General features: G+C 72.4%; 22 protein-coding genes. 15 read left to right on the top strand and 7 right to left on the bottom strand.

Features of this window, described 5'->3' with window-relative positions; genetic code table 11:
* From zwf to fabG, 15 genes are all read left to right on the top strand, one after another.
* On the top strand, window positions 1-1,524 hold the full coding sequence (gene zwf, locus PYR72_RS36575; protein ID WP_275459272.1) for a glucose-6-phosphate dehydrogenase: 1,524 nt from the start codon (window positions 1-3) through the stop codon (window positions 1,522-1,524).
* Window positions 1,521-2,774: a glucose-6-phosphate dehydrogenase assembly protein OpcA gene (gene opcA / locus PYR72_RS36570; protein ID WP_275459271.1), complete on the top strand. Its 1,254-nt coding sequence runs from the start codon at window positions 1,521-1,523 to the stop codon at window positions 2,772-2,774. The genes zwf and opcA overlap by 4 nt, the downstream gene beginning before the upstream one ends.
* Window positions 2,771-3,553: a 6-phosphogluconolactonase gene (pgl, locus tag PYR72_RS36565; protein ID WP_275459270.1), complete on the top strand. Its 783-nt coding sequence runs from the start codon at window positions 2,771-2,773 to the stop codon at window positions 3,551-3,553. The genes opcA and pgl overlap by 4 nt, the downstream gene beginning before the upstream one ends.
* A 579-nt stretch (window positions 3,554-4,132) precedes the next feature.
* Entirely contained in the window at window positions 4,133-4,984 is an 852-nt protein-coding gene (locus tag PYR72_RS36560; RefSeq protein ID WP_275459269.1) for a class I fructose-bisphosphate aldolase family protein, read from the top strand.
* The gene (locus tag PYR72_RS36555) at window positions 4,981-6,222 is read left to right on the top strand and encodes a 3-dehydroquinate synthase II family protein (RefSeq protein WP_275459268.1); all 1,242 of its coding nucleotides are present in this window, start codon (window positions 4,981-4,983) and stop codon (window positions 6,220-6,222) included. Before PYR72_RS36560 ends, PYR72_RS36555 begins: the two co-directional genes overlap by 4 nt.
* A 6-nt stretch (window positions 6,223-6,228) precedes the next feature.
* Window positions 6,229-7,644: a class I adenylate-forming enzyme family protein gene (locus PYR72_RS36550; protein WP_275459267.1), complete on the top strand. Its 1,416-nt coding sequence runs from the start codon at window positions 6,229-6,231 to the stop codon at window positions 7,642-7,644.
* A gap of 87 nt (window positions 7,645-7,731) precedes the next feature.
* Entirely contained in the window at window positions 7,732-8,007 is a 276-nt protein-coding gene (locus tag PYR72_RS36545) for an acyl carrier protein (protein ID WP_173402927.1), read from the top strand.
* Complete coding sequence (locus tag PYR72_RS36540) at window positions 8,004-8,321, top strand: acyl carrier protein (protein WP_275459266.1); 318 nt, start codon at window positions 8,004-8,006, stop codon at window positions 8,319-8,321. Before PYR72_RS36545 ends, PYR72_RS36540 begins: the two co-directional genes overlap by 4 nt.
* Window positions 8,302-9,660, top strand: coding sequence for a beta-ketoacyl-[acyl-carrier-protein] synthase family protein (locus PYR72_RS36535; protein WP_275459265.1), 1,359 nt, complete (start codon window positions 8,302-8,304; stop codon window positions 9,658-9,660). The genes PYR72_RS36540 and PYR72_RS36535 overlap by 20 nt, the downstream gene beginning before the upstream one ends.
* On the top strand, window positions 9,657-10,556 hold the full coding sequence (locus tag PYR72_RS36530; protein ID WP_275459264.1) for a hypothetical protein: 900 nt from the start codon (window positions 9,657-9,659) through the stop codon (window positions 10,554-10,556). Before PYR72_RS36535 ends, PYR72_RS36530 begins: the two co-directional genes overlap by 4 nt.
* Window positions 10,543-12,252 (top strand): long-chain fatty acid--CoA ligase, encoded by a 1,710-nt coding sequence (locus tag PYR72_RS36525; protein ID WP_275459263.1) that lies wholly within the window; start codon window positions 10,543-10,545, stop codon window positions 12,250-12,252. Before PYR72_RS36530 ends, PYR72_RS36525 begins: the two co-directional genes overlap by 14 nt.
* The gene (locus PYR72_RS36520) at window positions 12,249-12,803 is read left to right on the top strand and encodes a hypothetical protein (protein WP_275459262.1); all 555 of its coding nucleotides are present in this window, start codon (window positions 12,249-12,251) and stop codon (window positions 12,801-12,803) included. The genes PYR72_RS36525 and PYR72_RS36520 overlap by 4 nt, the downstream gene beginning before the upstream one ends.
* A gap of 113 nt (window positions 12,804-12,916) precedes the next feature.
* Window positions 12,917-14,968, top strand: coding sequence for an FAD/NAD(P)-binding protein (locus PYR72_RS36515; RefSeq protein ID WP_275459261.1), 2,052 nt, complete (start codon window positions 12,917-12,919; stop codon window positions 14,966-14,968).
* Window positions 14,965-16,413, top strand: coding sequence for an adenylosuccinate lyase family protein (locus tag PYR72_RS36510; protein ID WP_275459260.1), 1,449 nt, complete (start codon window positions 14,965-14,967; stop codon window positions 16,411-16,413). The genes PYR72_RS36515 and PYR72_RS36510 overlap by 4 nt, the downstream gene beginning before the upstream one ends.
* Window positions 16,414-16,542: 129 nt before the next feature.
* Window positions 16,543-17,259 carry a 3-oxoacyl-ACP reductase FabG gene (gene fabG / locus PYR72_RS36505; protein ID WP_275459259.1) on the top strand — a complete coding sequence of 239 codons (717 nt, stop codon included), beginning with the start codon at window positions 16,543-16,545 and terminating at the stop codon, window positions 17,257-17,259.
* An 82-nt stretch (window positions 17,260-17,341) separates the two neighbouring features.
* Here fabG and pgi read toward each other — a convergent pair whose 3' ends face one another.
* The 7 genes from pgi to PYR72_RS36470 form a co-directional block, all read right to left on the bottom strand.
* The gene (gene pgi / locus PYR72_RS36500) at window positions 17,342-18,994 is read right to left on the bottom strand and encodes a glucose-6-phosphate isomerase (RefSeq protein WP_275459258.1); all 1,653 of its coding nucleotides are present in this window, start codon (window positions 18,992-18,994) and stop codon (window positions 17,342-17,344) included.
* A gap of 264 nt (window positions 18,995-19,258) precedes the next feature.
* Window positions 19,259-19,594 carry an RNA polymerase-binding protein RbpA gene (locus tag PYR72_RS36495; RefSeq protein WP_010352468.1) on the bottom strand — a complete coding sequence of 112 codons (336 nt, stop codon included), beginning with the start codon at window positions 19,592-19,594 and terminating at the stop codon, window positions 19,259-19,261.
* A gap of 228 nt (window positions 19,595-19,822) precedes the next feature.
* Window positions 19,823-20,053, bottom strand: a complete 231-nt coding sequence (gene secG, locus PYR72_RS36490; RefSeq protein WP_029181151.1) for a preprotein translocase subunit SecG — start codon at window positions 20,051-20,053, stop codon at window positions 19,823-19,825.
* Between the two features lie 100 nt (window positions 20,054-20,153).
* Window positions 20,154-20,930, bottom strand: coding sequence for a triose-phosphate isomerase (gene tpiA, locus PYR72_RS36485; RefSeq protein ID WP_275459257.1), 777 nt, complete (start codon window positions 20,928-20,930; stop codon window positions 20,154-20,156).
* A gap of 6 nt (window positions 20,931-20,936) precedes the next feature.
* On the bottom strand, window positions 20,937-22,148 hold the full coding sequence (locus PYR72_RS36480) for a phosphoglycerate kinase (protein ID WP_275459256.1): 1,212 nt from the start codon (window positions 22,146-22,148) through the stop codon (window positions 20,937-20,939).
* Between the two features lie 135 nt (window positions 22,149-22,283).
* Window positions 22,284-23,294 (bottom strand): type I glyceraldehyde-3-phosphate dehydrogenase, encoded by a 1,011-nt coding sequence (gene gap, locus PYR72_RS36475; RefSeq protein ID WP_059079307.1) that lies wholly within the window; start codon window positions 23,292-23,294, stop codon window positions 22,284-22,286.
* A 269-nt stretch (window positions 23,295-23,563) separates the two neighbouring features.
* Window positions 23,564-26,518, bottom strand: coding sequence for a M14 family metallopeptidase (locus PYR72_RS36470; protein ID WP_275459255.1), 2,955 nt, complete (start codon window positions 26,516-26,518; stop codon window positions 23,564-23,566).
* Window positions 26,519-26,609: the final 91 nt, after the last annotated feature.

Here is a 26,609-nt window from a genome sequence, read left to right as displayed (position 1 = left end):
TTGTCGAGCAGCAATCCGCTGCGTGACGCCGCGGACCGACGGCTCCCGCGTATCGCGGGGCCGTCGGGCCTGGTCATCTTCGGCGTCACAGGCGATTTGTCACGTAAAAAGCTGATGCCTGCCGTGTACGACCTCGCCAACCGCGGACTGCTGCCGCCGGGCTTCTCGCTCGTCGGCTTCGCGCGCCGGGAGTGGGCCAACGAGGACTTCGCGCAGGAGGTGCACGACGCGGTCAAGGAGCACGCCCGCACGCCCTTCCGCGAGGAGGTCTGGCAGCAGCTCATCCAGGGCATGCGGTTCGTCCAGGGCACCTTCGACGACGACGAGTCCTTCGAGCGGCTGCGCGACACCATCGAGGAGCTGGACAAGGCACAGGGCACGGGCGGTAACTTCGCCTTCTACCTGTCCGTGCCGCCGTCCGCGTTCCCGGTCGTGATCCAGCAGCTGAAGAAGCACGGCCTGGCCGACCAGAGCAGCGGCTCCTGGCGGCGCGCGGTCATCGAGAAGCCGTTCGGGCACGACCTGGCCTCCGCCGAGGACCTCAACAAGGTCGTGCACGAGGTCTTCGCCCCGGACCAGGTCTTCCGCATCGACCACTACCTGGGCAAGGAGACCGTCCAGAACATCCTGGCGCTGCGCTTCGCCAACACGATGTTCGAGCCGATCTGGAACCGGTCCTTCGTGGACCACGTGCAGATCACGATGGCCGAGGACATCGGCATCGGCGGCCGGGCGGGCTACTACGACGGCATCGGCGCGGCCCGTGACGTCATCCAGAACCACCTGCTGCAGCTGATGGCGCTGACCGCGATGGAGGAGCCCGCCTCCTTCGACGCGGACGCGCTGGCCGCCGAGAAGACCAAGGTGCTCGGCGCGGTGCGGCTGCCGAAGGACCTGGGCCGGGACACCGTGTTCGCGCAGTACGCGGCCGGCTGGCAGGGCGGCGAGAAGGTCATCGGCTATCTCGAAGAGGACGGTATCGACCGCCGGTCGAAGACCGACACCTACGCGGCGATCAAGGTCGAGGTCGACAACCGCCGCTGGGCGGGCGTCCCCTTCTACCTGCGGACGGGCAAGCGCCTCGGCCGCCGGGTGACCGAGATCGCGGTGGTCTTCCAGCGCGCCCCGCACTCCCCCTTCGACTCCACGGCCACCGAGGAGCTGGGCCAGAACGCGATCGTCATCCGCGTCCAGCCCGACGAGGGTGTGACGGTCCGCTTCGGCTCCAAGGTGCCGGGCACGTCGATGGAGATCCGTGACGTGTCGATGGACTTCGCGTACGGCGAGTCCTTCACCGAGTCGTCGCCCGAGGCGTACGAGCGCCTCATCCTCGACGTCCTGCTCGGCGACTCGAACCTCTTCCCGCGCACCGAGGAGGTCGAGCTGTCCTGGAAGATCCTCGACCCGATCGAGGAGTACTGGGACAAGAGCGGCAGGCCCGCGCAGTACCAGGCGGGCACCTGGGGTCCCGTCGAGGCGGACGAGATGCTGGAGCGAGACGGACGGAGCTGGCGCCGGCCATGAAGACGGACCTCACGGACACCACGGCCAGCAAGATCAACAAGGCGCTGGTCAAGGCCCGCCGGGAGATAGGCACTCCGGCGGTGGGCATGGTGCTCACGCTCGTCATCGTGACGGACGAGGAGAACGCGTACGACGCGCTCAAGTCCGCCAACGACGCCTCGCGCGAGCACCCTTCGCGCACGATCGTGGTCATCAAGCGCGTCTCCCGCTCCCCCCGCGACCGCACGAAGTCCCGCCTCGACGCCGAGGTGCGGGTGGGCGCGGACGCCGGCACCGGTGACACGGTCGTGCTGCGGCTGTACGGCGAGGTCGCGGACCACGCCCAGTCGGTGGTGCTCCCGCTGCTGCTGCCGGACGCGCCCGTGGTGGTCTGGTGGCCGGTCAACGCGCCGCTCGACCCTGCCCGCGACCCGCTGGGCGCGCTCGGCCAGCGCCGGGTGACCGACAGCTACGCCGCCGAGAAGCCGATCGAGGAGCTGCGGACCCGCGCCGACAACTACGAGCCCGGCGACACGGATCTGGCCTGGACCCGGATCACCCCCTGGCGTTCCATGCTGGCCGCCGCGCTCGACCAGGTGGACTGCGAGGTCATCTCCGCGGAGGTGCAGGGCGAGCAGTACAACCCGAGCGTGGAGCTGCTGGCGATGTGGCTGGCGGACCGGCTGCACGTCCATGTACGGCGTGGGGTGTCGTCCGGGCCCGGCCTCAACGAGGTGCGGATGCTGACCAGCACCGGACCCATCCGGCTGTACCGGCCCAACGGGGGCCTCGCCCTCCTGACACTGGAGGGCCAGCCGGACCGGGCGGTCGCGCTGAAGCGCCGCGAGACGTCCGAGCTGCTGGCGGAGGAGCTGCGCAGGCTCGACCCCGACGACACGTACGCGTCCGCGCTGCGGTTCGGGGTGGACCGGCTGGGCGGCGCCTCCGGCAACACGCCGGGCGGTGCGCCGACGGCCGCGCCGGCCACCGCTCCGGCCACCGCGGGTGGCGCTTCGGGGGCCTCCGTGGTTCCGGGTGCGGGACCCGGCTCGGTCTCCGGTTCCGGCCCGGGGCTGGGGTCCGCCGTCGCGTCGGCCGCCGCCGCGGCCCGCGCGTCCGCGGCCGCGTCCGCGCCCGCACTGCCGCCGGCCGCTCCGTCGGGTCCGGTCGCCTCCCCGGCCTCGGCCGGGTCCACGGGGGCCGCCGGTGACGACGACTCCGAGCGGCCCACGCCGGCGCAGATGCCGCCCGTGAAGAAGGCCACGCCATGAGCACCCCCCAGCTGGTCGTGCACCGCGACAAGGAGCTGATGGCCCAGGCCGCGGCGGCCCGGCTGATCACCAAGGTCGTGGACGCGCAGGCCTCGCGCGGGTACGCCTCGGTGGTCCTCACGGGCGGCCGCAACGGCAACGGGCTGCTCGCGGCGCTGGCGGCGGCGCCCGCCCGGGACGCGATCGACTGGGCGCGGCTGGACCTGTGGTGGGGCGACGAACGGTTCCTGCCCGAGGGCGATCCCGAGCGGAACGTCACCCAGGCCCGCGAGGCGCTGCTGGACTCGGTGCCGCTGGACCCGAAGCGGGTGCACGCCATGCCCGCGTCGGACGGGCCGTGGGGTGCCGACGTGGGCGCGGCGGCCGCGGCCTACGCGGAGGAGCTGGCGCGCGCGGCGGGGCCCGAGAACCACGGGTCGGTGCCGACGTTCGACGTACTGATGCTCGGGGTCGGGCCGGACACGCATGTGGCCTCGCTGTTCCCCGAACTGCCGGCCGTGCGGGAGACCGAGCGGACGGTGGTGGGGGTCGGCGGCGCGCCGAAGCCGCCGCCGACGCGGGTCACGCTGACGCTGCCCGCCATCCGGGCCGCGCGTGAGGTGTGGCTGCTCGCCGCGGGTGAGGACAAGGCGCGGGCCGCGGCCATCGCCCTGTCCGGCGCGGGGGAGATCCAGGCACCCGCCGCGGGCGCGTACGGACGGTCGCGGACCCTGTGGCTGCTGGACGCGGCGGCGGCGTCGCAGCTGCCCCGGTCGCTGTATCCGCCCGCCTCGCCCTGAGTCCGTCCGTGCGGGCCCGGTGAGGGTGGTCGCGCAGGTCCCCTCGTCCCTGGGAATCAGGGGCGGGGGGACCTTGCTTTTCCGGCCCGCGGGGCGACCCGCACCGGATTGCCGACCGGTGAGCCACGGGACAGCGGGCTCAGCCTATGCCGGGGAATTCGTCCCCCACAAGGAAGTCCGCCAAAAGACCGCCCGGAGACGTCATCGAATTCTTTCGACGGAAGACCGGGGCTCACCGATGACACGCGACAACGACATATTTATAGCGTCCCGGGGCGATCCCATGAGATCTCCCTATGCGTGCGGGCAGATCGCCCCGAGCCACCACGAACACCACCCTCCGCCGCCGTCAACCCACGTGGTCCTGTCGATTCGCTATCAGATAGTCATGTGCGCACCCGCATAAAAATTTGCGCACGGCCACCGCTTGCCAACGCGCGATCACGCACGGAATGCTGGGCCTCCTGGCGGAACTTGAAAGTTCTACGACCATCGTTTTTCGGACATGGAGACCCGCGTCGGGTTGCCGCGGTTCGACTTTCTGAAATGCAGCCTCGGAGCTGGGAAGGCGCATTACCCATGCTGAAAACCGGCAAGCCATTACGTTGGAGAAGGCTTTCCCGGGCCGGTGATGACCGGCATTTGCTCATACCTCTGGACCACAGCGTCTCGGACGGCCCGGTGGCCCCTCCGGGACAGTGGGAGGACCTGCTGCGGGAGCTGGTGGCCGGCGGGGCCGACGGGATCGTCGTCCACAAGGGCCGGGCCCGCACCCTCGCGCCCGAGCTGCTCGGCGACTGCGCGCTGGTGGTGCATCTGAGCGCCAGTACGGCCTGTGCCGCCGACGTGGACGCCAAGGTGCTGGTCGGGGATGTCGAGGAGGCGGTGGCACTCGGCGCGGACGCGGTCAGCGTCCATGTGAACATCGGCTCGGACACCGAGGGCCGTCAGCTCGCCGACCTCGGCGCGGTGGCCCGCTCGTGCGACACCTGGGGCATGCCGCTGATCGCGATGGTCTATCCGCGCGGCCCCCGGATCGAGAACCCGCACGATCCCGCCCTGCTCGCCCACGTCGTGAACGTCGCCGCGGATCTGGGCGCCGACATGGTGAAGACCACCGTCGCCCTGCCGCTGGAACGGATGTCCGAGGTGGTGGCCCACAGCCCCATCCCCGTCCTCGCGGCCGGTGGCCCGCCGGACGGCTCCGACCTGATCGAGTACGGCACCGCCGTGATGGCGGCCGGCTGCCGGGGGCTCGCCGTCGGCCGTCGTGTCTTCTCCTCCCCCTCCCCCGCCTCCCTGGTCTCCCGCCTCGCCGCCGTGGTGCACGGCACCGCCGGCGACGGCCTCCCGGACGGCATCGGCATGTCCGAGCCGTCTTCTTCCTCTTCCTCTCCCCGTTACTCGACGATCGTGGCAGGTGTCGCATGAGGTTCGCGTGGATCGATCTCCGTGAAGTCCCCCGTCCGCAGCTCCAGGCGGTGGTGGACGCCGCCGTCCACGCCCGGATGGCCGGAGTGGTCTCCGCGGACGCCGAGCTGCTGGGGACCCTGCCGCCGACGGTGACCCGGGTGCTGGCCTCCGAGTCCCGGACCGCGGCCCCCGCGAAGAAGCCCGCGGACAAGAACACCAAGGGCGACAGGAACGACGCGGGCCAGGGGGGCGGCAAGGACACGCAGGCCGCCGCCGGCGCCGGGTCCGCGAGCGGCGCCCCGGCCGGCACCGGATGCGACCTGCTGCTGCGGAGGTTCGCCACCCAGGACGAGCTGGACGCGCTCGCCGCCGAGAACCGGGGCACCACCGGCACAGCGGTGACCCGTACGCCCGTCGCCGGCTTCGTCGACGTACGGGACGACCGCACCCTCCAGCTGTCGTGCGTCGGCGCGATGGCACTGCCGTACACGGTGATCCATTTCGCCGACCCGACGAAGATCCCGCTGGAGATCGTGCTCGCGGCGGCCGAGTCGGCCGAGGGGAAGCTGGTGACCGTCGTCGGGGACCTGGAGGAGGCGGCCATCGTCTTCGACGTCCTCGAACGCGGTTCCGACGGCATCCTGTTCACCCCCCGGAGCGCGGACGACGTGTTCGCGCTGGCCCGGCTGCTGGAGGCGACGACCCCGCAGCTGGAGCTGTCCACGCTGACGGTGGAGAGCATCCGGCACGTCGGGCTCGGCGACCGGGTCTGTGTGGACACCTGCTCGCACTTCGAGGAGGACGAGGGCATCCTCGTCGGCTCGTACTCGTCCGGTTTCGTGCTCTGCTGCAGCGAGACGCACCCGCTGCCGTACATGCCGACCCGGCCGTTCCGGGTCAACGCCGGCGCCCTGCACTCGTACACGCTCGGCCCCGACAACCGCACCAACTACCTCAGCGAGGTCGGCTCCGGCAGCGCCCTGCTCGCGGTCGGGGCCGACGGCCGCACCCGGCGGGTGGTCGTCGGGCGGGCCAAGCTGGAGTCCCGGCCGCTGCTGGAGATCCGCACGCACGCGGAGGACGGGCGGCTGGTGAGCCTGACCGTGCAGGACGACTGGCACGTGCGGGTGCTCGGGCCGGGCGGCAAGGTCCTCAATGTCACCGAACTGCGGGCCGGGGACGAACTGCTCGGCTATCTGGCGCAGGACAAGCGCCATGTGGGCCTGCCCATCGGCGAGTTCTGCAAGGAGGTCTGAGGCCCCATGGGCGAACTCGTGGCGGCCGCATCCGGCGAGGACGGGATGCCCGTCCTGGTCCGGCGGCTGTTCGACGCACGGGACGACGGCCTGCCCTATCTGACGCACCGGCGGGAGACCGTCGCCCGGGGCGGGTTACGGGAGCGGGTGGCCCGGCAGGCCGCCGTTTTCGCCGGCTACGACATCGGCCCCGGCAGCACGGTGGGACTGCAGACGCCTCCCAGCTTCACCCAGGTCGAGGTGCTGCTCGCGCTCTGGCGGCTGGGCGCCCAGGTGATGCTGTTCGACTTCCGGCTGAAGCCCGCCGAGGTGGACGCGCTGTGCGCCGGCTGCCGGCCGCAGTTCATGGTCCGGGCCGGGTCCAACGTCCGGGCGGCGTTCGGTTTCCGGCCCGAGTACGAGGTCGCCACCGAGTGCCGCAGGGCCGGCCGACCCGCCGCGGGCGCGCACCGGCTGGTCCAGTTCAGCTCGGGCTCCACCGGGCGGCCGAAGGTGATCGGCAGGACCGCCGGGTCCATCGCCGCCGAGATCGAGGCGTTCGCGGCGGTGCCCGGGATGCCGGGCGAGGGCGACCGGCTGCTGCTGCTCAGCTCCACGGCGCACAGCTTCGGCCTGATCGGCGGGCTGCTGCACGCCCTGGCGGCCGGCGTCCGCGTCGTCTTCGCGCCCCGGGTCTCCGCCCGCGAGATCCTGCGGACCTCGGCCGACCACCGGGTGACCCACCTGTTCGGGGTGCCGATGCACTACGAGCTGCTCTCCGCCGCCCTCGACCCGCCCGGGCTGCCCGAGCTGCGGGCCGCCGTCTCCGGCGGCGAGCTGATGCCGCCGGAGGTCGCCGCACGGTTCGCGGAACGGTACGGCGTGCGGGTCGGCGAGGCCTACGGCACCACCGAGACCGGCATCGTCGCCATCGACGTCGGCGGCACGCTCCGGCCCACCGTCGGGCGGCCCGCGCCGGGCGTGCTGGTCCGGGAGCACAAGGGTGAACTGGACGTCGCGCTCGACGCGTCGCCGTACCTCTTCGACTCCGGCGGCACCCAGTACGAGGACGGCTGGCTGCACACCCGCGACCGGGCCGGCGTGGGCGCCGACGGCACGGTCACCGTGGGCGGCCGCGCCGACTCGCTCGTCGTCGTCGGCGGCCTCAAGGTCGATCTCACCGAGGTCGAGCACGTCCTGCGCGCCCACCCGGCCGTCGAGCAGGCCGTGCTGGTCCACGAGGGCGTGACCGAGGCGTACGTGGCGGTCGCCGCCGGAGCCGCGAGCCCGTCGGCGGAGGAGCTGCTGCGCTGGTGCCGGGAGCGGCTGGCCGACCACAAGCTGCCCCGCGTGATCCGGCTGCTGGACACCCTGCCCCGCACGTCGAACGGGAAGCTGGTCCGCCGGGCGGCCACGCTCCAGGCGGCGGCGAGCGGCGCGTAGCGACCCGGTGCGCAGCCCCGCGACGGGCGGTCCCCGCACGACTTTTCGCATGACCTTCTCACGACATTCCCCCTGGAGATGGCGATCATGAGCACGTCCACCCTGGACAACGAGATCCGCGAGTTCGTCCTGACCACGGTCATCGACGAGATGAACATCCTGCTGAGCCGCGACGGCATCACGGACGAGAGCCCGGTGACCGTCGGCGGGCTGGAGCTGGACTCCCTCAGCCTGATCGAGCTGACGCTGCGGCTGGAGTCGCGGTTCGGCGTGGAGATCCCGGACACCGACATCGAGCCGCTGGCCTCCCTGACCCTCGGCGGGCTCGTCTCCGAGGTCGTCGGGCGCGGGGCGAAGGCATGAGCGCGGAGGTCTCCGCACCGTCCGCCCCCCAACCGACCGCACCGGCCGTCATCACGCTCGGCACGGTCCGGGAGCTGCTGTCCGACCGGAAGATCTTCCCCGGTGTCCCGGACGACCTCGGTGACGACTCCGAACTGGTCCTGGACTCCCTGGGGCTGGTGTGGCTGCTGCACGTGGTGGAGGAGCGGTACGGCCTGGTGGTGGAGCCCGGCGACGAGGACATCGCGAACCTGACCTCGCTGCGGCGGCTCACGGAGTTCCTGAGCGCGTCCGCGGCGGGCGCGGCGCAGGGGGGTGACCGCGGTGACCGGTGACGTGACGGTGACCGGGTTCGGTGTGCGCACCGCCTTCGGCGCGGGCGCGGACGCCCTGCGCCGCGGGGTCTTCGCCGGTGTCCCCTCCTTCGCCCCCACCACCCGCTTCGACACCGGCCCGTACCGCACGCCGATGGCCGGGGCCGCCCCCGACGGCGCCGACGCGGCCGAGGGCTGGGCCCTGCGCCCAGCCCTCGCGCACTGCGGAAGGGAGGCCCTCGACATGGCGGGCCTGCCCACGGGGACGGAGGCCGCGGTGCTGCTGGGCATCGCGGGCGACTGCACGGGCGTCACGCGCTTCTGGCGGGAGGCGTCCGAGGAACCGGGGAACGGCGTGAGCGCGGGCTCGGGCGCAGGCTCGGGCTCGGGCTCGGGCGCAGGCTCGGGCTCGGGCTCGGGCGCAGGCTCGGGCTCGGGCTCGGGCCGGGCCGACCTCGGCGGCGGCACGGGTCCGGCGGCTTCGAGAAGCAGCACGGCCCCGGCCCACGGCGACGGCGAGGGGGGCACGGGCGCGCAGCTCGCCGACGCCGTCCCGGCGCACCTCGCCGAGTCGATGGCCCGGAGCCTCGGGCTGACGGGCCCTCGGCTCACGTTCACCAACGCCTGCGTGGCCTCCGCCGCCGCGATCATCCACGCCTGCCGGCTGATCTCGTCGGGGCGGGCCGACGTGGCGGTGTGCGCCGGCGGCTACCTCGTGGAGGAGGAGACGTTCGGGAAATTCGACTCGGGGCGGGCGCTGTCCCGCGACGGGCTGGTGCGGCCGTTCAGCGCGGACCGCACCGGGCTGCTGCTCGGCGACGGGGTCGCGGCGGTCGTCCTGGAGTCCGCCGAGCACGCGCGGCGGCGCGGGGCCCGGCCGCTGGCGGGCGTGACCGGCTGGGGCGCGGCCACCGACGCCCACCACATCGCCCAGCCGCACCCGGAGGGCGTGGGCCTGGCCCGCGCCGCCCGGCAGGCCCTGCGGCTGGCCGGCGACCCCGACGGGGCGGCCCTCGGCTACGTCAACGCGCACGGCACCGGCACCCGGTACAACGACGGTGCCGAGACCCGGGGGCTGCGCGCCGCCCTCGGGGACCGGGCCGAGTCGGTCCCGGTCAGCTCCACCAAGAGCACCACCGGCCATCTCCTGGAGGCGGCCGGTGTCGTGGAGTTCGTGATCACGGTGCTGGCCCTCATGGACGGCGTCCTGCCGCCGACCGCGAACCTCACACGGCCGGACCCGGAGTGCGACCTCGACTACGTGCCGGACGGGCCCCGGCAGGCCGACCTGCGCCGGGCCCTCACCATCAACGCCGCCTTCGGCGGCGCCAACACCGCACTCGTCCTGGAGCGGCCGTGACGACGACGGACCACGGCGGCGCGACCGCGCCGCCCGGCACACCCGCGGACGCGGAGAAGACCGGGCCGGCCGGGAAGGGGCCGCTGCGCTCTCCCCTCGGTCTCCTCACCACCGCCACCGCGACCCACGGCACCGGACGGCCCGGCGACATCCCGCCGCCGCGGCTGCCGGGGTTCGTGGAGTCGGCGTTCAGCCCCCTGGCGTACGAGGTCACCGCCCGGTGTCTGACCGAGCGGCCCGGGGACGACGCGCGCACGGCCGTCGTGCTGGCGAGCCTCCTGGGGGACACCACCACGGCCGATCTGGCGAGCCGGCGGATGGTGTCCGGGCGGGTCCACAACCCGCTGCTGTTCATGCAGGCGACCCCCAACTCCGTGCTCGGGCACCTCAGCCGGGAGTTCGGGATCACCGGCCAGATGTTCAGCCTCTCCACCCTCGACGACCCGGTGGCCGAACTGCTGGCCATGGCGGACCTCCTCCTGGAGGACCCGGAGCTGGACCGCGTCCTGGTGGCCGGCGTGGAACTGGGCGGCGGAGCGCGGACGGCGGCCGTGCACCGGGAGCTGTCCGCCGGGACCGGCCGGCCGCGCCCGGATCTCCCGGAGGCCGCCGCCCTCGCGGCGGCCGTCCTCCTCGGCCGCCCCGGCGCGGGCGCGCCCGTGACCGTCCGCGCGGCGCGGCCGCAGGACGGCCGGCCGCCGGCGGTGCCCGTGCACGCCGGCAGCGTCCAGGGCCTGTTCGACCTGGCCGACGCCCACCGGCGGCTGCTGCGGGACGGCGGCACCCATGTCCTGGCCACCGCGCCCGGGGCACCCGCGTTCCTCCTCGACGCCGAACGGCTCCCGGACCGGGACGAGACGGAAAGAGACGAGACGGAGACCCATGCTCATCAGTAGGCAGGAGCGGGCGCGGATCTGCTCCGACACCGCACTCGGCGCCGGCAACATCCTCGCGCGGCTGCGCGCGTACGAACGTCCGCTCGACGAGCCGGTGCTGCGGACCGACGGCACCTGGCGGGCGCCGGACGGCAGCCACCCCGAGGTGCTCACGCTCGGGCAGCTGTACGAGGCGGTGGAGACGTACGCGGGCTGGTACGCGTCCCGGGGCGTGCGCCCCCGCGACCCGGTGGCCGTCCACTCCTTCTCCGCCGCCGAGTTCGCGGTGAACTTCCTGGCGCTGACCTCGCTCGGCGCCGTCCCGTCGTTCGTCAACGGCAATCTGGCCCCGGAGACCGCCCGGGAGTACGTCCGCCGCCAGGGCGCGGTGGGCGCCTTCACCGACGAGGCCCACCGCGAGGTGCTGCCCGGCGGCGCCGACGGCCCGGCGGGCGAGGCGGGACCCGGCTTCCGGGTGACCGCCGCCGACATCCGGCCGGAGCACCGGGCGTCGCTGCCGGCGTCGTACCCGTACCGGCACGACGCGAGCGACCCGGTGCTCATCTCCCACTCGTCCGGCACCACCGGCATGCCCAAGGGGGTGCCGCACACCCACCGGACGCTGATGTACGCCCAGGTGCACCGGCTGCGGTTCTCCACCGGCACCGACATGGAGCGCACGCTCGTCGGACTGCCCGGTGCGCACAACGCGATGGTGGCGACGCTGCTGTACTGCCTGCTGCTGCGCGCGGACATCAAGCTGCTGTCCAGCCAGCGCGGGGCGGACGTGCTCGACGCGGTCGAGGAGTTCCGGCCGACGACGGTCCTGGCCTTCGCCGGGACCTTCGGCGAGATGGCGGCGGAGAACCTCGCCACGCGGGACCTGTCCAGCGTGCAGGTGTGGTTCAACACCGGGGACGCGGCGCACGAGGCGCACATCCGGGCGCTCGTGGAGCACGGGAGCCACATCGAGATCCGGCGCGATCTGAGCCGTGTCCGGGTCGACGGTTCGGTCTTCGTGGACGGTCTCGGTTCGTCGGAGGCCGGCTACTCCGTCTTCCACAACCGGCACACCAAGGACACCTCGGCCTACTCGCGCCGCGTCGGCAGGCCGATCAGCTTCGCCGAGGCCGCGGTGCTGGCGGAGGACGGCACCCCGCTGCCGGCCGGGCAGATCGGCCGCCTCGGTCTCAAGTCGCCCACGCTGACGCCCGGTTACTGGAACGACTCGCTGACCTGGAACCGGATGCGGCTGGGCGGCTACTGGCTCACCGGCGACCTCGCGCACCAGGACGAGGAGGGCAACTTCTACCACCTCGACCGGGTCCCGGACGCGGTCCGCACCCGCGCCGGGATCGTCTTCAGCACCCGTACCGAGGAACTGCTCCTCGCCGAACTGCCCCGGCTCGCCGACTGCACGGTGGTCGGGGTCGCCCCCGACGGGGTCCGCGCGGACTGGGACGGCGACGGCGAGGCGGAGGCGTACGCGCTGCTCCAGCTCACCGGGGAGGAGGGCGAGGACGGCGACGAGGTGTGGACCGGGCGGGTCAACGCCGTGCTGGCGGCCGCCGGTTTCCCGCCGGTCACCCGGGCGCTGCGGATGCGGCCCGAGGACGTCGCCAAGGGCGCCACCGGAAAGGTTCTCAAACGAGTGATGCGCGACCGGCTCGCCGCCGCCCCGGCCGCCGCGGACACCGCCGAGGAGCAGCAGGCATGAGCACCGACAGCGACGCCGACGGCGTCAACCACCGCGCCCGCGCCGGTGAGGCGTACCGGCTGTGGTGGCAGCACGACGCCCACTGGTACCAGGGGGTCGCCGCACGGTACGGCCAGGAGGTCGCGAACGAGATCAACGCGGAGGCGATGGGGAAGATCGCCCGGCACGTCGGGCAGCGTGTCGCCCGGCTGCACGGGCCGCTCCCGGACACCGGGGACGCCCGCAAGGACCTGGAGGAGCTGCGCCGCCGCTACGACGACTGCGGCGACCGGATGTTCCCGCCGGAGCTGCGCAACGCCTCCACGGAGGTCGAGGACGACGACACGATCGTGCTGACCCTGAAGCGGAGCTTCGCGATCACCATGGTCCGGATGGCCGGTTCGCTGGAGGGCTACCGCTGTCCGTGCACGGCCGTCCACGCCGGCTGGTCCGAGGGCCTCGGCGCGACCCTCACGGAGAACCGGGCCGAAAGCTGTCTGCGGGACGGCGACCCGGCGTGCCGTCTGATCATGCGCGTGTGCGGCAGCGCCGCGGCCGGTACGGAGGGCTGAGCGGTGCGGTTGATCGTCGCCGGGGCCACCACGGTGAGGGGACATCCACGGGCCCGTACGGTCCGGGGGCGGAAGCCGGCCGGGCCGGGCCGGCGCGACGGGCTGGGCCGGGAATGACCCGGACCGGGGACGCGCTCGCGATCTGTGTGATCGGCGCCGGTCCGCGTGGCCTGTCCGTGCTGGAGCGGATCTGCGCCAACGCGGACGCGGCCGGACGGCCGGTCGAGGTCCACCTGGTCGACCCGTACCCGCCGGGCCCGGGCGCGGTGTGGCGCACGGACCAGCCGGGCGAGCTGCTGATGAACACGGTCGCCTCCCAGGTGACCCTGTTCACCGACGACAGCGTGGACTGCGCCGGACCGCCGGTGCCGGGGCCGAGCCTGTACGCGTGGGCGTGCGCGGTGCGCGAGGGGACCGCCGGGCAGGACCCGCGGCGGGACCTTCCGGCGCGGGCCGTGGAGGAGGCCCGGCGGCTGGGCCCCGACACCTATCCGACCCGCGCGTTCCACGGCCACTACCTGGCATGGGTGTTCCGGCACCTGACGCGCACGGCCCCCGCCCGGGTGACGGTCCGCACCCACCGGACGACGGCGGTCGCGCTGGCCGACGACACCGGGCCCGGCGAGCACACCGCGGGCCGGTACGGCGCCGGGGCCCCGCCGCAGCGGGTGACGCTGGCGAACGGCGACCGGCTCACGGGGCTGGACGCGGTGGTGCTGGCCCTCGGCCACGGTGCCCTGACGCCGTCGCCGGAGGAACGCGCCCTGCGCGCCTTCGCCGACCACCACCGTCTCGTCCACGTGGCCCCCGCCAACCCGGCCGACGCCGACCTGAGTCGGATCGCGCCGGGCACCCCGGTGGCCCTGCGCGGACTGGGCCTGAACTTCTTCGACTGCCTGGCCCTGCTCACCGAGGGCCGCGGCGGCACCTTCAAGGAGGGCGAGTCCGGCCTCGTGTACCTGCCGAGCGGCAACGAGCCCGTGCTGTACGCCGGTTCGCGGCGCGGCGTCCCGTACCACGCCCGGGGCGAGAACGAGAAGGGCGCGCTCGGCCGCCACGAGCCGCGCTTCCTGACCCCGGACGTCATCGCGGGGCTGCGGCGCCGGGTGGCCGGCGGGCGGCCGCTCGGCTTCCGGCAGGACCTGTGGCCGCTCGTCGACCGTGAGGTGCGGACCGTCTACCACGAGGCGTGGATCCGCGCCGCCCGCGGACCGGAGGCGGCCGGGGAGTTCGTACGGTCCGCGCTCGCGGACCCGCGGGGACGGGACGAGGCGGCCCTGCTGGACCGGCACGCGGTCCCGCCCGGCGAGCGCTGGGACTGGACCCGCGTCGAACGGCCCCACGGCGGGCGGCGGTTCGCCGGCCGCGCCGACTTCCGGCACTGGCTGCTGGCGTATCTGCGCCGGGACGTCGCCGAGGCCCGGCGGGGCAATGTGAGCGGACCGCTGAAGGCGGCGCTGGACGCCCTGCGGGACCTGCGCAACGAGATCCGGCTCGTCGTCGACCACGGAGGGGTGTCCGGCGATTCGTACCGTGCCGAACTCGACGGCTGGTACACCCCGTTGAACGCCTTCACCTCGATCGGCCCGCCCGCCTTCCGCGTGGAGCAGCTGATCGCGCTGATCGAGGCGGACGTCGTGCGGGTGCTCGGCCCGGGCATGCGGGTGCGGGCCTGGGCGCCCGGGGCGGAGGGCGCCGGCGAGGGCGGTTTCCTCGTGGACGCGGAGTCGGTGGACGAGGCTCCGGTGCGGGTGCGCGCCCTGATCGAGGCCCGGCTGCCCGCCGTCGACCTGCGGCGGAGCACCGACCCGCTGCTCCGGGGGCTGCTCGCGTCCGGCGCGTGCGGCCCGTACCGGCTCCCGGGCGATCCGGGCTACGAGCCCGGCGGGCTGGCGGTCACCGACGGCCCGCCCCGGCTGGTGGACGCGGCCGGCCGGGCGCATCCGCGCCGGTTCGCCTTCGGGGTGCCGGTGGAGGGGGTGCGCTGGGTGACGGCGGTCGGCGTCAGGCCCGGCGTCGGCTCGGTGACGCTGGAGGACTCGGACGCGATCGCCCGGGCGGCGCTGGGGCTGGGACCGGAGGCGGAACCGGGGACGGAGCCGGGGGGCCGCGAGGACACGGTTGTTCCCTCCCCGCGCTCGGCATCAGGCACAAGGAGTCGATGAGCATGAACGCGATCGCCGTGGGCACCGACGCGGGCCTGCTCGCCCCCACGTGGGCGGGCACACCCGTGGCCGCCGAGACGACCGACGAGGCGTGGCTGCAGGCCATGCTGGACGCCGAGGTGGCGCTGGCCCGCGCCCAGCACGCGGTCGGACTGACACCCGCCGGCGCCGTGGCGGTGATCGCCGCGACGGCGCGCGCGGAACGGCTCGACCTGGTGGCCCTGGCGCACGCGGCCCGGGCGGCCGCCAACCCGGTGGTCGCCCTGGTGACCGTCCTCACCGAGGCCGTCGCCGCGCAGGATCCGGCCGCCGCGGAATACGTGCACCGGGGGTCCACCAGCCAGGACATCCTGGACTCGGCGGCGATGCTGATCGGCCGCCGGGTGCTCGGCCTGATCGCGGCGGACCTGCGCCGGGTGGCGGCCGCCCTCGCCGCCCTGGCCGACACCCACCGCGGCACCGTCCTCGCCGGACGCACCCTCGCCCAGCACGCGGTGCCGACGACCTTCGGGCTGAAGGCGGCGGGATGGCTGGAGCTGGTCGCCGACGCGTGGGTGCGGGTGCGGGCGGTGGCCGCGCGGCTCCCGGCCCAGCTCGGCGGGGCGGGCGGGACGCTGGCCGCGTACCGCGAGTACGCGGTGGTGGACCGCGGCGGCCCGGACGCGCCGGAGGGCGGACCGGACGGCGGCCCCGGCGAGGGCGGGCTGGAGCTGGTCAAGCCGTTCGCCGAGGCGCTGGGACTCGCCGAGCCCACCCTCCCCTGGCACACCGTCCGCACCCCGGTCGCCGACCTGGGGTGCGTGCTCCAGCTCGTCACCGGCGCGCTCGGGAAGTTCGCGCTCGACGTGCAGACGCTGTCCCGTACGGAGATCGGTGAGCTGTCCGAGCCGGCCGGGACCGGGCGCGGCGCCTCCTCGGCCATGCCGCAGAAACGCAATCCGGCGCTGGCCACACTGATCGTGTCGGCCGCCCGGCAGGTCCCCGCGCACGCCCTGGTGCTGGCGCAGTGTCTGCTCGCCGAGGACGAACGGCCCGCCGGGGCCTGGCACGCGGAGTGGCAGCCGCTGCGGGAGGCGCTGCGGCTGACGGGCGGGGCCGCGCACACCGCCGTCGAGCTGGCGGAGGGGCTGATCGTGCATCCCGGCCGCATGCGGGCCAACCTCGAACTGACCGGCGGCGCCATCGTCAGCGAACGCCTGAACGTGGCGCTGGCCCCGGTGCTGGGCAAGGTCCGCGCGAAGAAGCTCCTGACCGCCGCCTCGGCCGAGGCGGCCGCCACCGGTCGGCCGCTGCGGTCGGTGCTGGCCGCCGACCCGGAACTGTCCGCCCGCTTCTCCCCCGACCGCATCGCGGGGCTGCTCGATCCGGCCCGCTACACGGGCGCGGCCGAGGCCCTGGTCGACCGGGCCCTGCGCAGGTACGGCGAGCTGAGCGCGGAACCGTGAGCCGGACCACCGCGCTCGTCAGGGGCGCGGGGAGCGGCGCGAGAAGCCCCACCGGGGCCGCACCCGGCACCGATCCCCTCCCCATACGCACGCAGACCCGCACACACGCACGAAGGGGAACATCACTCCATGACACAGCCCACGCCCCGTTCGGTCCTCGTCACCGGCGGCAACAGGGGCATCGGACTCGCCGTGGCCCGCCGGTTCGCGGCGGCCGGGGACCGGGTCGCGGTGACCTGCCGCGGCGAGGAGCCCCCGGCCTCGGAGAACCTTCTCGCCGTACGGTGCGACGTGACGGACAGCGCCCAGGTCGACCAGGCGTTCAAGGAGGCCGAGACCGCCCACGGCCCGGTCACCGTCCTGGTGGCGAGCGCGGGCGTCGCCCGGGACCGTCTGCTGGTCCGGATGACCGAGGAGGACTTCACCTCGGTCGTCGACACCAACCTCACCGGGGCCTTCCGGGTGGCCCGGCGCGCGGTGCGGGGCATGCTGCGCACGGGCCACGGCCGTATCGTCCTGGTCTCCTCCACGGCCGCCCTGCGCGGCGCCCCCGGCCAGACCAACTACGCGGCGGCGAAGGCGGGGCTGGCCGGCTTCGCGCGCGCCCTCACCCAGGAACTCGGGCCCCGCGACATCACCTGCAACGTCGTCGCCCCCGGCCTCACCGAGACCGACATGAGCCGCGCACTCACCCCGGAGCAGCGCGACGCACTGCTGCGCACCACTCCCGCCGGACGCCCGGGCACCCCCGAGGAGGTGGCCGACGCGGTGGCCTTCCTGGCCGGCGCCGGATACGTACGCGGTGCGGTGCTCCCGGTCGACGGGGGCGCCGGACTGGGGCACTGAGACCCGGCGGGGCCGGCCCGCAACAGGAGGGGGTGGGGAAGTGGACGTCGCGCGGCCGCCCGCTTCCCCGCCCCGGGTACGGCTACCGTCCGCGCAGCGCCCGGTAGGTGGCGACCAGCGCCTGCGTGGACGTGTCCAGGCCCGGCACCTGTGCCCCCTCCGTCAGCGCCGGCTCCACGCGCTTGGCGAGGACCTTGCCCAGTTCGACGCCCCACTGGTCGAAGGAGTCGATGTTCCAGACGGCACCCTGGACGAACACCTTGTGCTCGTACAGCGCGATCAGCTGGCCGAGGACCGACGGGGTCAGCTCCTTCGCCAGGATCGTGGTCGTCGGGTGGTTGCCGCGGAACGTCTTGTGCGGCACCAGCTCCTCCGGCACGCCCTCCGCGCGGACCTCGTCCGGCGTCTTGCCGAAGGCCAGCGCCTGGGTCTGGGCGAAGAAGTTGGCCATGAGCAGGTCGTGCTGGGCCTTCAGCGTGTCGCTCAGTTCGGCGACCGGCTCGGCGAAGCCGATGAAGTCCGCCGGGATCAGCTTCGTGCCCTGGTGGATCAGCTGGTAGTAGGCGTGCTGCCCGTTCGTCCCCGGCGTGCCCCACACCACCGGCCCGGTCTGCCACGTCACCGGCTCGCCGTCGCGGCCCACGGACTTGCCGTTGGACTCCATGTCCAGCTGCTGGAGGTAGGCCGTGAACTTGGACAGGTAGTGGCTGTACGGCAGCACCGCGTGGGACTGGGCGTCGTGGAAGTTGCCGTACCAGATGCCCAGCAGGCCGAGGAGCAGCGGCACATTGGACTCGGCGGGTGCCGTCCGGAAGTGCTCGTCGACGATCCGGAACCCGTCGAGCATCTCGCGGAAGCGGTCCGGGCCGATCGCGATCATCAGGGACAGCCCGATCGCCGAGTCGTAGGAGTAGCGTCCGCCGACCCAGTCCCAGAACTCGAACATGTTGTCCGTGTCGATTCCGAAGTCCGACACCTTCCCCGCGTTCGTCGACAGGGCGACGAAGTGCTTGGCGACGGCGTCGGGACCGGCCTTCAGCTCGGCGAGCAGCCACTCGCGCGCGGAGGTCGCGTTGGTGATCGTCTCGATCGTGGTGAACGTCTTGGAGGCGATGACGAAGAGCGTCTCCGCCGCGTCCAGGTCGCGCACCGCCTCGTGCAGGTCGGCGCCGTCCACGTTGGACACGAAGCGGACCGTCAGGTCGCGGTCGGTGTAGGAGCGCAGCGCCTCGTACGCCATCGCCGGGCCCAGGTCGGAGCCGCCGATGCCGATGTTGACGATGTTCTTGATGCGGCGCCCGGTGTGGCCGGTCCACTCCCCGGAGCGGATGCGCTCGGCGAAGCCGCTCATCCGGTCGAGCACGGCGTGCACGGCCGGCACCACGTTCTCGCCGTCGACCTCGATCACCGCGTCGCGCGGGGCGCGCAGCGCGGTGTGCAGGACGGCGCGGTCCTCGGTGGTGTTGATCTTCTCGCCGCGGAACATGGCGTCCCGCAGCCCGAACACGTCGGTCGCGGCGGCCAGCTCGCGCAGCAGCCGCAGCGTCTCGTCGGTGACCAGATGCTTGGAGTAGTCGACGTGCAGATCGCCGACCTCCAGCGTGTACCCGGCGCCGCGCCCGGGGTCCGCCGCGAACAGCTCGCGCAGCTGGACCTCACCCTGCTGCTCCCGGTGCTCGGCCAGCGCGGTCCATGCGGGCGTCTGGTCGAGCCTGGTACGGCTTTCTGCGTTCATCTCGGACTTCAGCCTTCTTTCCTACCTGGTCCTGCGTACCTTGCCCCGCTGCCGGTCCCAACCTAATTGATCACAGCGGAACACGAGCTGTCGTCCCGCGGTCGTCCGGGGCAACAACAGATACGTCCGTGCCGGGCGCCCGTGTCAGCGCGGCGCGGGACGGAACGGGAAGGCCGAGCCGACACGCCCGGGCGGCCCGCGGCGGGAGACCGGCCCCGGAACAGCTCCGGCCGGGCACCCAGGGTGCCCGGCCGGTGTCGACTTCTAGATCTCGCCCCGCAGTTTGGCGAGCGCCTCGGCGAGGATCGCCTCGCCGTCCGCGTCGCTGCGGCGCTCCCGCACATAGGCGAGGTGCGTCTTGTAGGGCTCGGTGCGGGGTGGGGCCGGGGGGTTGTCCCGGTCCTGTCCGGCCGGGAAGCCGCAACGCGGGCAGTCCCAGGTGTCGGGGACCTGTGCGTCGCTGGCGAAGCTCGGCTGGGTCTCGTGTCCGTTGGAGCACCAGAAGGAGATGCGCAGCCGGGGTGCGGACTCGCCGCGCTCGGCTTCGCCCATCGGCCCCGCCCCGACCCGGCTTCCTCGGATCGCGTTGCCACTTGCCACGGTCGTAACTCCCTGCGTGATGGTGCGACGAAGCGAGTCGGCGTTTCGCTTCGCTGCGAGCGCCACAGTCTACGTAAGGCCCAACGCGCGTCCAGTGATGGGAGTTACATCCCGCACACAGACGCAAGCCCCATGATAGGCCGCGTTCGAAGTCGCGTACCCGTCATGGGGCTTTACGTGCGGATTGGTGCGTCCGTGACGCGTTGTCTCGTCGGCTCGGCCTGACGGTCAGTTGTTGACCTTCATCAGGATGCCGAGGACGACGATGCACGCGAACCACAGCAGACCGACCACGACGGTGATCCGGTCGAGGTTGCGCTCGGCGACCGAGGAGCCGCCGACGGAGGACTGCATACCGCCACCGAACATGTCGGAGAGGCCGCCGCCCTTGCCCTTGTGCATCAGCACCAGCAGCATCATCAGCAGGCTGAAGACGATCAGGGCGATCGAGAACCCCATAACCACGGCTGGACCAACTTCCTCGGATTCTGATGGACTGCGGGGACCGGCCGCGTGGCCGGTCCCCGCAAGAGTACGACGTTACGCCGTCAGGGCCTACTCACTGGTCGCGGAAGCGCACGATCTTGACGAACTCGTCGGCGTCCAGCGAGGCACCGCCGACGAGGGCGCCGTCGATGTCGGCCTGGGCCATGATCTCGGCGACGTTGCCGGCCTTGACCGAGCCGCCGTACTGGATGCGGACCTTGTCGGCCAGTTCCTGACCGTACAGCTCGGCGAGTTTGGCGCGGATGGCCGCGCACACCTCCTGGGCGTCCTCGGCGCCGCAGACCTTGCCGGTGCCGATGGCCCAGACGGGCTCGTAGGCGACCACGACGGTCTCGGCGTGCTCGGCGGGGACGTCCTTCAGGCCGCCCTCGACCTGGGCGAGCGTGTGGGAGACGTGGTCGCCCGCCTCGCGGACCTCCAGTTCCTCGCCGACGCACAGGATCGGGGTCAGTCCGTGCTTGTAGGCGGCCTTGACCTTGGCGTTGACGATCTCGTCGGTCTCGTCGTGGTATTGACGGCGCTCGGAGTGGCCGATCGCCACGAACGTGCACTTGAGCTTGGCCAGCATCGGACCGGAGATCTCGCCGGTGTAGGCGCCGGAGTCGTGGGCCGAGAGGTCCTGGGCGCCGTACTTGATCTTGAGCTTGTCGCCGTCGACCAGGGTCTGGACCGAGCGCAGGTCGGTGAAGGGCGGCAGGACCGCGACCTCACACGCCTCGTAGTCCTTGTCGGCGAGGGCGAAGGCGAGCTTCTGGACGTGCGCGATGGCCTCGAGGTGGTTGAGGTTCATCTTCCAGTTGCCCGCCATCAGGGGCGTACGCGTGCTCATTGAGGGTCAGTCCTCCAGTGCGGCGAGGCCGGGGAGCGTCTTGCCCTCGAGGTATTCGAGGGAGGCGCCGCCACCGGTCGAGATGTGGCCGAATGCGTTCTCGTCGAAGCCCAGGATGCGCACGGCCGCGGCGGAGTCGCCGCCGCCGACGACCGTGAAGGCCTTGGAATCGAGGAGTGCCTGGGCGACCGCCTTGGTGCCCTCGGCGAAATCGGGGTGTTCGAAGACGCCCATGGGGCCGTTCCAGAAGACGGTGGCGGCGTCGGCGATCTTCGAGGCGTACAGCGTGGCGGACTGCGGACCGATGTCGAGGCCCATCTGCCCGGCCGGCATGGCGTCCGCGGCGACCGCGGTGGCGCCGGCCGGAGCCTTGGTCTTCAGGTCGGGGAACGCGGGCGCGACGACGGCGTCCACGGGCAGGACGATCTCGACGCCGGTGCGCTCCGCGCGCTCCAGGTACTCGGTGACCGCGCCCAGCTGGTCCTCCTGGAGGAGGGAGCCGCCGACCTCGTACCCCTTGGCCTTGAGGAAGGTGAACGCCATGCCGCCGCCGATGAGGATGCGGTCGGCCCTGCCGAGCAGCTGGTCGATGACCGCGAGCTTGTCGGAGACCTTGGCGCCGCCGAGCGCGACCACGTAGGGGCGCTGGACGTCGTCGGTGAGCTTGCGCAGGACGCCGACCTCGGTGGCGATGAGGTGACCGGCGTAGTGCGGCAGCCGGGCCGGGAGGTCGAAGACCGAGGCGTGCTTGCGGTGCACGGCGCCGAAGCCGTCGCCCACGTACACGTCGGCGAGGGCGGCCAGCTGATCGGCGAAGGCGCCGCGCTCGGCGTCGTCCTTGCTCGTCTCACCGGCGTTGAAGCGCAGGTTCTCGACGACGGCGACCCGGCCGTCGCCCAGCGCCGCGACCGTGGCCGTCGCGGAGTCGCCGACGGTGTCCGTCGCGAACGCCACGTCGGCGCCGAGGAGTTCACCGAGACGGGCGGCGGCCGGGGCGAGGGAGAAGGCGGGGTCCGGGGCGCCCTTGGGGCGGCCCAGGTGGGAGGCGACGACGACGCGCGCGCCCGCCTCGGCCAGCGCCTTGACGGTGGGCAGCACGGCGCGGATGCGGCCGTCGTCGGTGATCGTGGTGCCGTCCAGCGGCACGTTGAGGTCGGCGCGGACGAAGACCCGCTTGCCGGCGACTGACTCGGCGAGGAGTTCGTCGATCGTCTTCATGAAGGAGGGCTCCCGGGGAGGACTGGTGGTGCTCGTGATCGTAGGAGGGCCTTTTCCTACGTGAGTCAGGGCCCGGGCGGCGCGTCCCTGCGCCGCACGGGCCCTGCCTTCACATCGAGGTGCCTGCTCTGTCGGTCAGAGCTGCTCGCCGACGAAGACCGTGAGGTCGACGAGGCGGTTGGAGTAGCCCCACTCGTTGTCGTACCAGCCGAGGATCTTCACCGTGTTGCCCTCCTGGACCATGGTCAGGGAGGAGTCGAAGGTGCAGGAGGCCGGGTCGCTGACGATGTCCGAGGAGACGATCTCGTCCTCGGTGTAGGCCAGGTAGCCCTTGAGGGCGCCGTCCTCGGAGGCCTTCTTGAACGCGGCGTTGACCTCGTCCTTGGTGACCTCGCGCTGCAGCGTGACGACCAGGTCGGTGGCCGAGCCGGTCGGGACCGGGACGCGCATCGCGATGCCGTCCAGCTTGCCCTTGAGCTGCGGGAGGACCAGCGCGGTGGCCTTCGCGGCACCCGTGGTGGTCGGGATGATGTTCTCGGCGGCGGCGCGGGCGCGGCGCAGGTCCGAGTGCGGGAAGTCCAGGATGCGCTGGTCGTTGGTGTACGCGTGGACCGTCGTCATCAGACCCTTGACGATGCCGAAGTTCTCGTCGAGGACCTTGGCCATCGGCGCCACACAGTTGGTGGTGCAGGAGGCGTTGGAGATGACGTGGTGGTTGGCCGCGTCGTACTTGTCCTGGTTGACGCCCATCACGATGGTGATGTCCTCGTCCTTGGCCGGAGCCGAGATGAGGACCTTCTTGGCGCCGCCGGCGAGGTGCTTCGCGGCGTCGGCCTTCTTCGTGAAGATGCCGGTGGACTCGATGACGATGTCGACGCCCAGCTCGCCCCACGGGATGTCGGCGGGGTTGCGCTCGGAGAGGACCTTGATGGTGTGGCCGTCCACGGTGATCGTGTCGGCGGTGTGCGACACCTCTGCCTTGAGACGGCCCAGGATGGTGTCGTACTTCAGCAGGTGAGCGGTGGTCGCGGTGTCACCCAGGTCGTTGACAGCCACGATCTCGATGTCCGCACCCTGCTCCAGCAGCGCGCGGAAGTAGTTACGACCGATGCGGCCAAAGCCGTTGATGCCTACGCGGATCGTCACGAACCGATCTCCTCGTTGGTACGCCGGCTCAGTGCCGGCGAGCTGTATGGGATGTCCCCGACCGCCTACGACCCTACAGCCCCGGCGCCCGGCGAGTGACATCGAGATGCCCTATACATGCCGGTGCGGTCCGTACTCGCCGGTAGGGGTACGGACCGCCCTGGTTTTACAAGGTGATTACCTTTTGAGCGGCCCCCCGATCATCTGATTCCAGACGTCCGGAGGGCCGCTCACGAGGGCTTTCGCCACCCGTTCGGCGCAGTCGGCGGTCAGTTCTTCAGGGCCGCCAGCGCCTTGCCGAGCAGTGCCTTGCGGTCGGCCGCCGCGGGGACCTGCTCCAGACCGAAGCCCAGCAGCACGGTGTCGTCCGTGGTGACCGCGCCGAAGGTCTTGAACAGTTCACCCGACAGGCCCCAGTCCTTCACCACGGCGGGGCTGCCCGCGGGCGGGCCGGGCGTGCTCCAGGCGCCGAGCGACGTCTCGAAGCCCTCGACCGTGCCGGCCGTGCCGCCGATGACGACGGTGGCGTTGTCGGCGAGGACGCCGCGACCGCCGGAACCGGGGTCGGTGACGTAGCTGAGCGAGACCTCGACCTTCTTCCCGGCGTAGGCGGAGAGGTCGAACTCGACCTTCTGCCAGCCGTCCGAGGCCCCGGTGAAGCTGTTCCAGGCGCCGCTGGTGCCGGTGGGCGTGCAGCCCCCGGAGCCCAGGGTCAGGTACCGCTTCAGCGCGGGGTGGCCCTGGATGAAGTACCCGGCCTCGCACTCGACGGGCACGGCATTGGAGGTGGCGCCGCCGGCCTCCGGCAGCGTCGTCCAGTCGTCCGCCCCCACCGTGTGCGCCTCAAGGAGGGCGTGGTCATACCCTTCCTCGGTGTTCCACAGGAGCTGGGTGCGCAGGGTGGGCTTGTCCGCCGCGGCCACCGAGGTGAGGTCGATGGTGCGGGTGAGACGGTTCCACGCGTAGTCGGTGTGCGTGGCGGCCGCCATGGACGCGCCCTCGTACGGGCCGTACGGGTTGACGGTCCCGGGGTACTGACCCGCGCCGGCGCTCTTGAACTGCGGGAACGTCTCCACGGGCAGGGCGTCCGAGGTCACCCCGAACGAACCGGCGGTGTTCAGCGGGTTCCCGGGCGCGTCGCCCAGCTTGCCGCTGAAGCCGCCCAGCTTGCCGAGGCCCGCGAAGGCGGTGGCGTTCGGCAGGGAGGTGCGGTTGTAGGCGCCCAGGTAGTACTGGCTGAAGTCGTTCGACAGGGTGCCCCCGCCGAGGTCGACGGAGCCGCCGGCGCTCTCGCCCGCCTCGATCAGCTTGCCGCCCTCGTTGAGGTAGGCGCGCAGCGCGAGCTGGGTGGCGACGCCCGGACGGACGGCGCCCGTGTAGTGCACGACGGTCTTGAAGTGCTCCAGTACGCCGAGCGCGTCGGGAGCGCCCTGGGTCGCGACGTCCCAGACGAGCGCCCTCTTGTTGTTGGCCTTCAGGGCGTCGACGTAGGCCTGCGTCTGGGTCGCGGTCGCGCCTTCCTCGGCGACGACGAGGATGTCGCCCTTGGGGCGTTCGGCCACGGTGTAGGTGAAGCGCTCGCTCCTGGTGGGCTTGCCCTTCTTCGTCTCACCGGTGAACCAGACCTCGACCTTGTCGCCGGGCTCACCCTCGCGCACCCGGGCCCGGTACTCGTCGAACCAGAGGTTGTCCTCGCCGCCGTAGGTCTCGCCGCCCTTCCAGGGCTTGAGCCGCTCCTCGTAGGTGCGGCCGCGGCCGTTGATCCGGTAGTTCAGCTCCTTGTCGGTCACCGACCTGCGCGCGACGACGGAGACCTCCTGCTTCTTGCCGCGCGAGTACGACGTGGCGAACGTGGCAGGGGTGAAGTCGGGGGCGTCGATGCCGACCGAGGACTTCGGCCGGTCGGGCGTGACGGCGGACTCGGCGACGGAGAGCGCGAAGGGGATGTTCTTCGCGAACTCCTGCTGGATCAGCTTCTCGTCGTCCGGGAACGTGAAGACGGAGGCGCAGTCCTCGGGCTTCCAGGCGTCGTTCGGGTCGATGCTCGACGCGGTCTGGCAGGTCGACATCTCGGGGGTGAACATCGCCGTGCCGTTGACGTTGGCCGCGTGGCCGTCCGCCTCGCCGTTGGTGGTGTACAGCTCGGAGGAGAGCTGGGGGTGGTAGCCGGGGACCGCGGGGTTCTCCGGGGTGCCGGCCAGCGACTTGTAGAGCACGTCGTCCGGGCTGGGGCTGGCCACCTGCCAGCCGACCCCGTAGAGGATGAGTTCGGCGGCCGAGTGGTAGTTGATGCCGTACTCGAAGCCGATGCGCTTCTCGAAGGCGTCCAGGGCCTTGGTCTCGGGCTCCGAGCCGGGGCCGGCGCCGCGGTAGGTCTCGCTGGTGGGGAACGGGGAGGAGCCCTCGTTGTCGTAGCCCCACTTGTAGGCGAAGTTGCGGTTGAGGTCGACGCCGTCACCGACGGTGATGACGCTGTCGCCGTTGACGTCCCGCAGGTTCTTGCGCCACTGGCGGTTGGCGGCGTCGCGGTGGGTGAAGTCGTAGCCGTCGGGGTTGGCGGAGATCACGAACCACAGCTCGGTGGAGTCTACGATCTTCTTGATCCGCTGGTCCGTCTTGTAGTTGTCCAGGTAGTGGTGCAGCAGGCGCCGGGTCATCTCCGGAGTGATCCACTCGCGCGCGTGCTGGTTGGACATGTACAGCACGGACGGCTTGGCGCCGTCCTTGGTCTTCTTCGCGTCCTTGGTCAGCTTGACCGCGAGGATGTCCTGCCCCTGGAGGGACTTGCCGATGGAGACCACCTTGGTCAGGGAGGGGTTCTCCTGACCGGTGCGGAGGATCTCCTCCTTGATGTTCCCCGCTCCGCTGTACGGGCGGTAGACCCCGTCGGCGGCGGCGTCCACACGCGCCTCCGCCTTGCGCGTGAGCTGGTGCTCCCTCAGCTTGACACCCTGTTCCTGAAGGGCGTCCGCCTGCTTGTCGGTGAGGTAGACCTCGACCGACGCAGTGCCCTTCTCCGGCGCCTGCTCGCTGAGTTCGTGGCCGTCCTGCCCGGCGGCGAGCAGCAGCGGTATCTGCTTCTTCGTCACCTCGGCCCGGAAGACCTTGACCTCGTCGGTGTCCGAGCCGTCGTTCTCGGCAGCCTGGGCCAGCGGCGCGAGACCCGCGCCACCGCCCAGCAGGAGCGCGCCGGCAGCGAGGATCGATCTCGCTCTTCGTCTCATGAGCCCCCCTTGCGTGGTTCGCCCCAGTAGCGAACAGACGCCAGGCTCATGTCAGATCTGGGCCAAGTCAAGGAGGCGACACAGGCCAATC

This window comes from Streptomyces sp. VNUA24 (genome assembly GCF_029167005.1).
Lineage (GTDB): Bacteria > Actinomycetota > Actinomycetes > Streptomycetales > Streptomycetaceae > Streptomyces > Streptomyces scabiei.
The sequence above is the reverse complement of the archived record's forward strand: the minus strand, read 5'-3'. Positions and strand labels throughout refer to the sequence as shown.

What these genes read in the sequence shown, in the direction of transcription:
- opcA (WP_275459271.1), top strand. Translation starts at nt 1,521, where the DNA reads ATGAAGACGGACCTCACGGACACCACGGCCAGCAAGATCAACAAGGCG.
- pgl (WP_275459270.1), top strand. Translation starts at nt 2,771, where the DNA reads ATGAGCACCCCCCAGCTGGTCGTGCACCGCGACAAGGAGCTGATGGCC.
- PYR72_RS36560 (WP_275459269.1), top strand. Translation starts at nt 4,133, where the DNA reads ATGCTGAAAACCGGCAAGCCATTACGTTGGAGAAGGCTTTCCCGGGCC.
- PYR72_RS36555 (WP_275459268.1), top strand. Translation starts at nt 4,981, where the DNA reads ATGAGGTTCGCGTGGATCGATCTCCGTGAAGTCCCCCGTCCGCAGCTC.
- PYR72_RS36550 (WP_275459267.1), top strand. Translation starts at nt 6,229, where the DNA reads ATGGGCGAACTCGTGGCGGCCGCATCCGGCGAGGACGGGATGCCCGTC.
- PYR72_RS36545 (WP_173402927.1), top strand. Translation starts at nt 7,732, where the DNA reads ATGAGCACGTCCACCCTGGACAACGAGATCCGCGAGTTCGTCCTGACC.
- PYR72_RS36540 (WP_275459266.1), top strand. Translation starts at nt 8,004, where the DNA reads ATGAGCGCGGAGGTCTCCGCACCGTCCGCCCCCCAACCGACCGCACCG.
- PYR72_RS36525 (WP_275459263.1), top strand. Translation starts at nt 10,543, where the DNA reads ATGCTCATCAGTAGGCAGGAGCGGGCGCGGATCTGCTCCGACACCGCA.
- PYR72_RS36520 (WP_275459262.1), top strand. Translation starts at nt 12,249, where the DNA reads ATGAGCACCGACAGCGACGCCGACGGCGTCAACCACCGCGCCCGCGCC.
- PYR72_RS36515 (WP_275459261.1), top strand. Translation starts at nt 12,917, where the DNA reads ATGACCCGGACCGGGGACGCGCTCGCGATCTGTGTGATCGGCGCCGGT.
- PYR72_RS36510 (WP_275459260.1), top strand. Translation starts at nt 14,965, where the DNA reads ATGAGCATGAACGCGATCGCCGTGGGCACCGACGCGGGCCTGCTCGCC.
- fabG (WP_275459259.1), top strand. Translation starts at nt 16,543, where the DNA reads ATGACACAGCCCACGCCCCGTTCGGTCCTCGTCACCGGCGGCAACAGG.
- pgi (WP_275459258.1), bottom strand. Translation starts at nt 18,994, where the DNA reads ATGAACGCAGAAAGCCGTACCAGGCTCGACCAGACGCCCGCATGGACC.
- secG (WP_029181151.1), bottom strand. Translation starts at nt 20,053, where the DNA reads ATGGGGTTCTCGATCGCCCTGATCGTCTTCAGCCTGCTGATGATGCTG.
- tpiA (WP_275459257.1), bottom strand. Translation starts at nt 20,930, where the DNA reads ATGAGCACGCGTACGCCCCTGATGGCGGGCAACTGGAAGATGAACCTC.
- PYR72_RS36480 (WP_275459256.1), bottom strand. Translation starts at nt 22,148, where the DNA reads ATGAAGACGATCGACGAACTCCTCGCCGAGTCAGTCGCCGGCAAGCGG.
- PYR72_RS36470 (WP_275459255.1), bottom strand. Translation starts at nt 26,518, where the DNA reads ATGAGACGAAGAGCGAGATCGATCCTCGCTGCCGGCGCGCTCCTGCTG.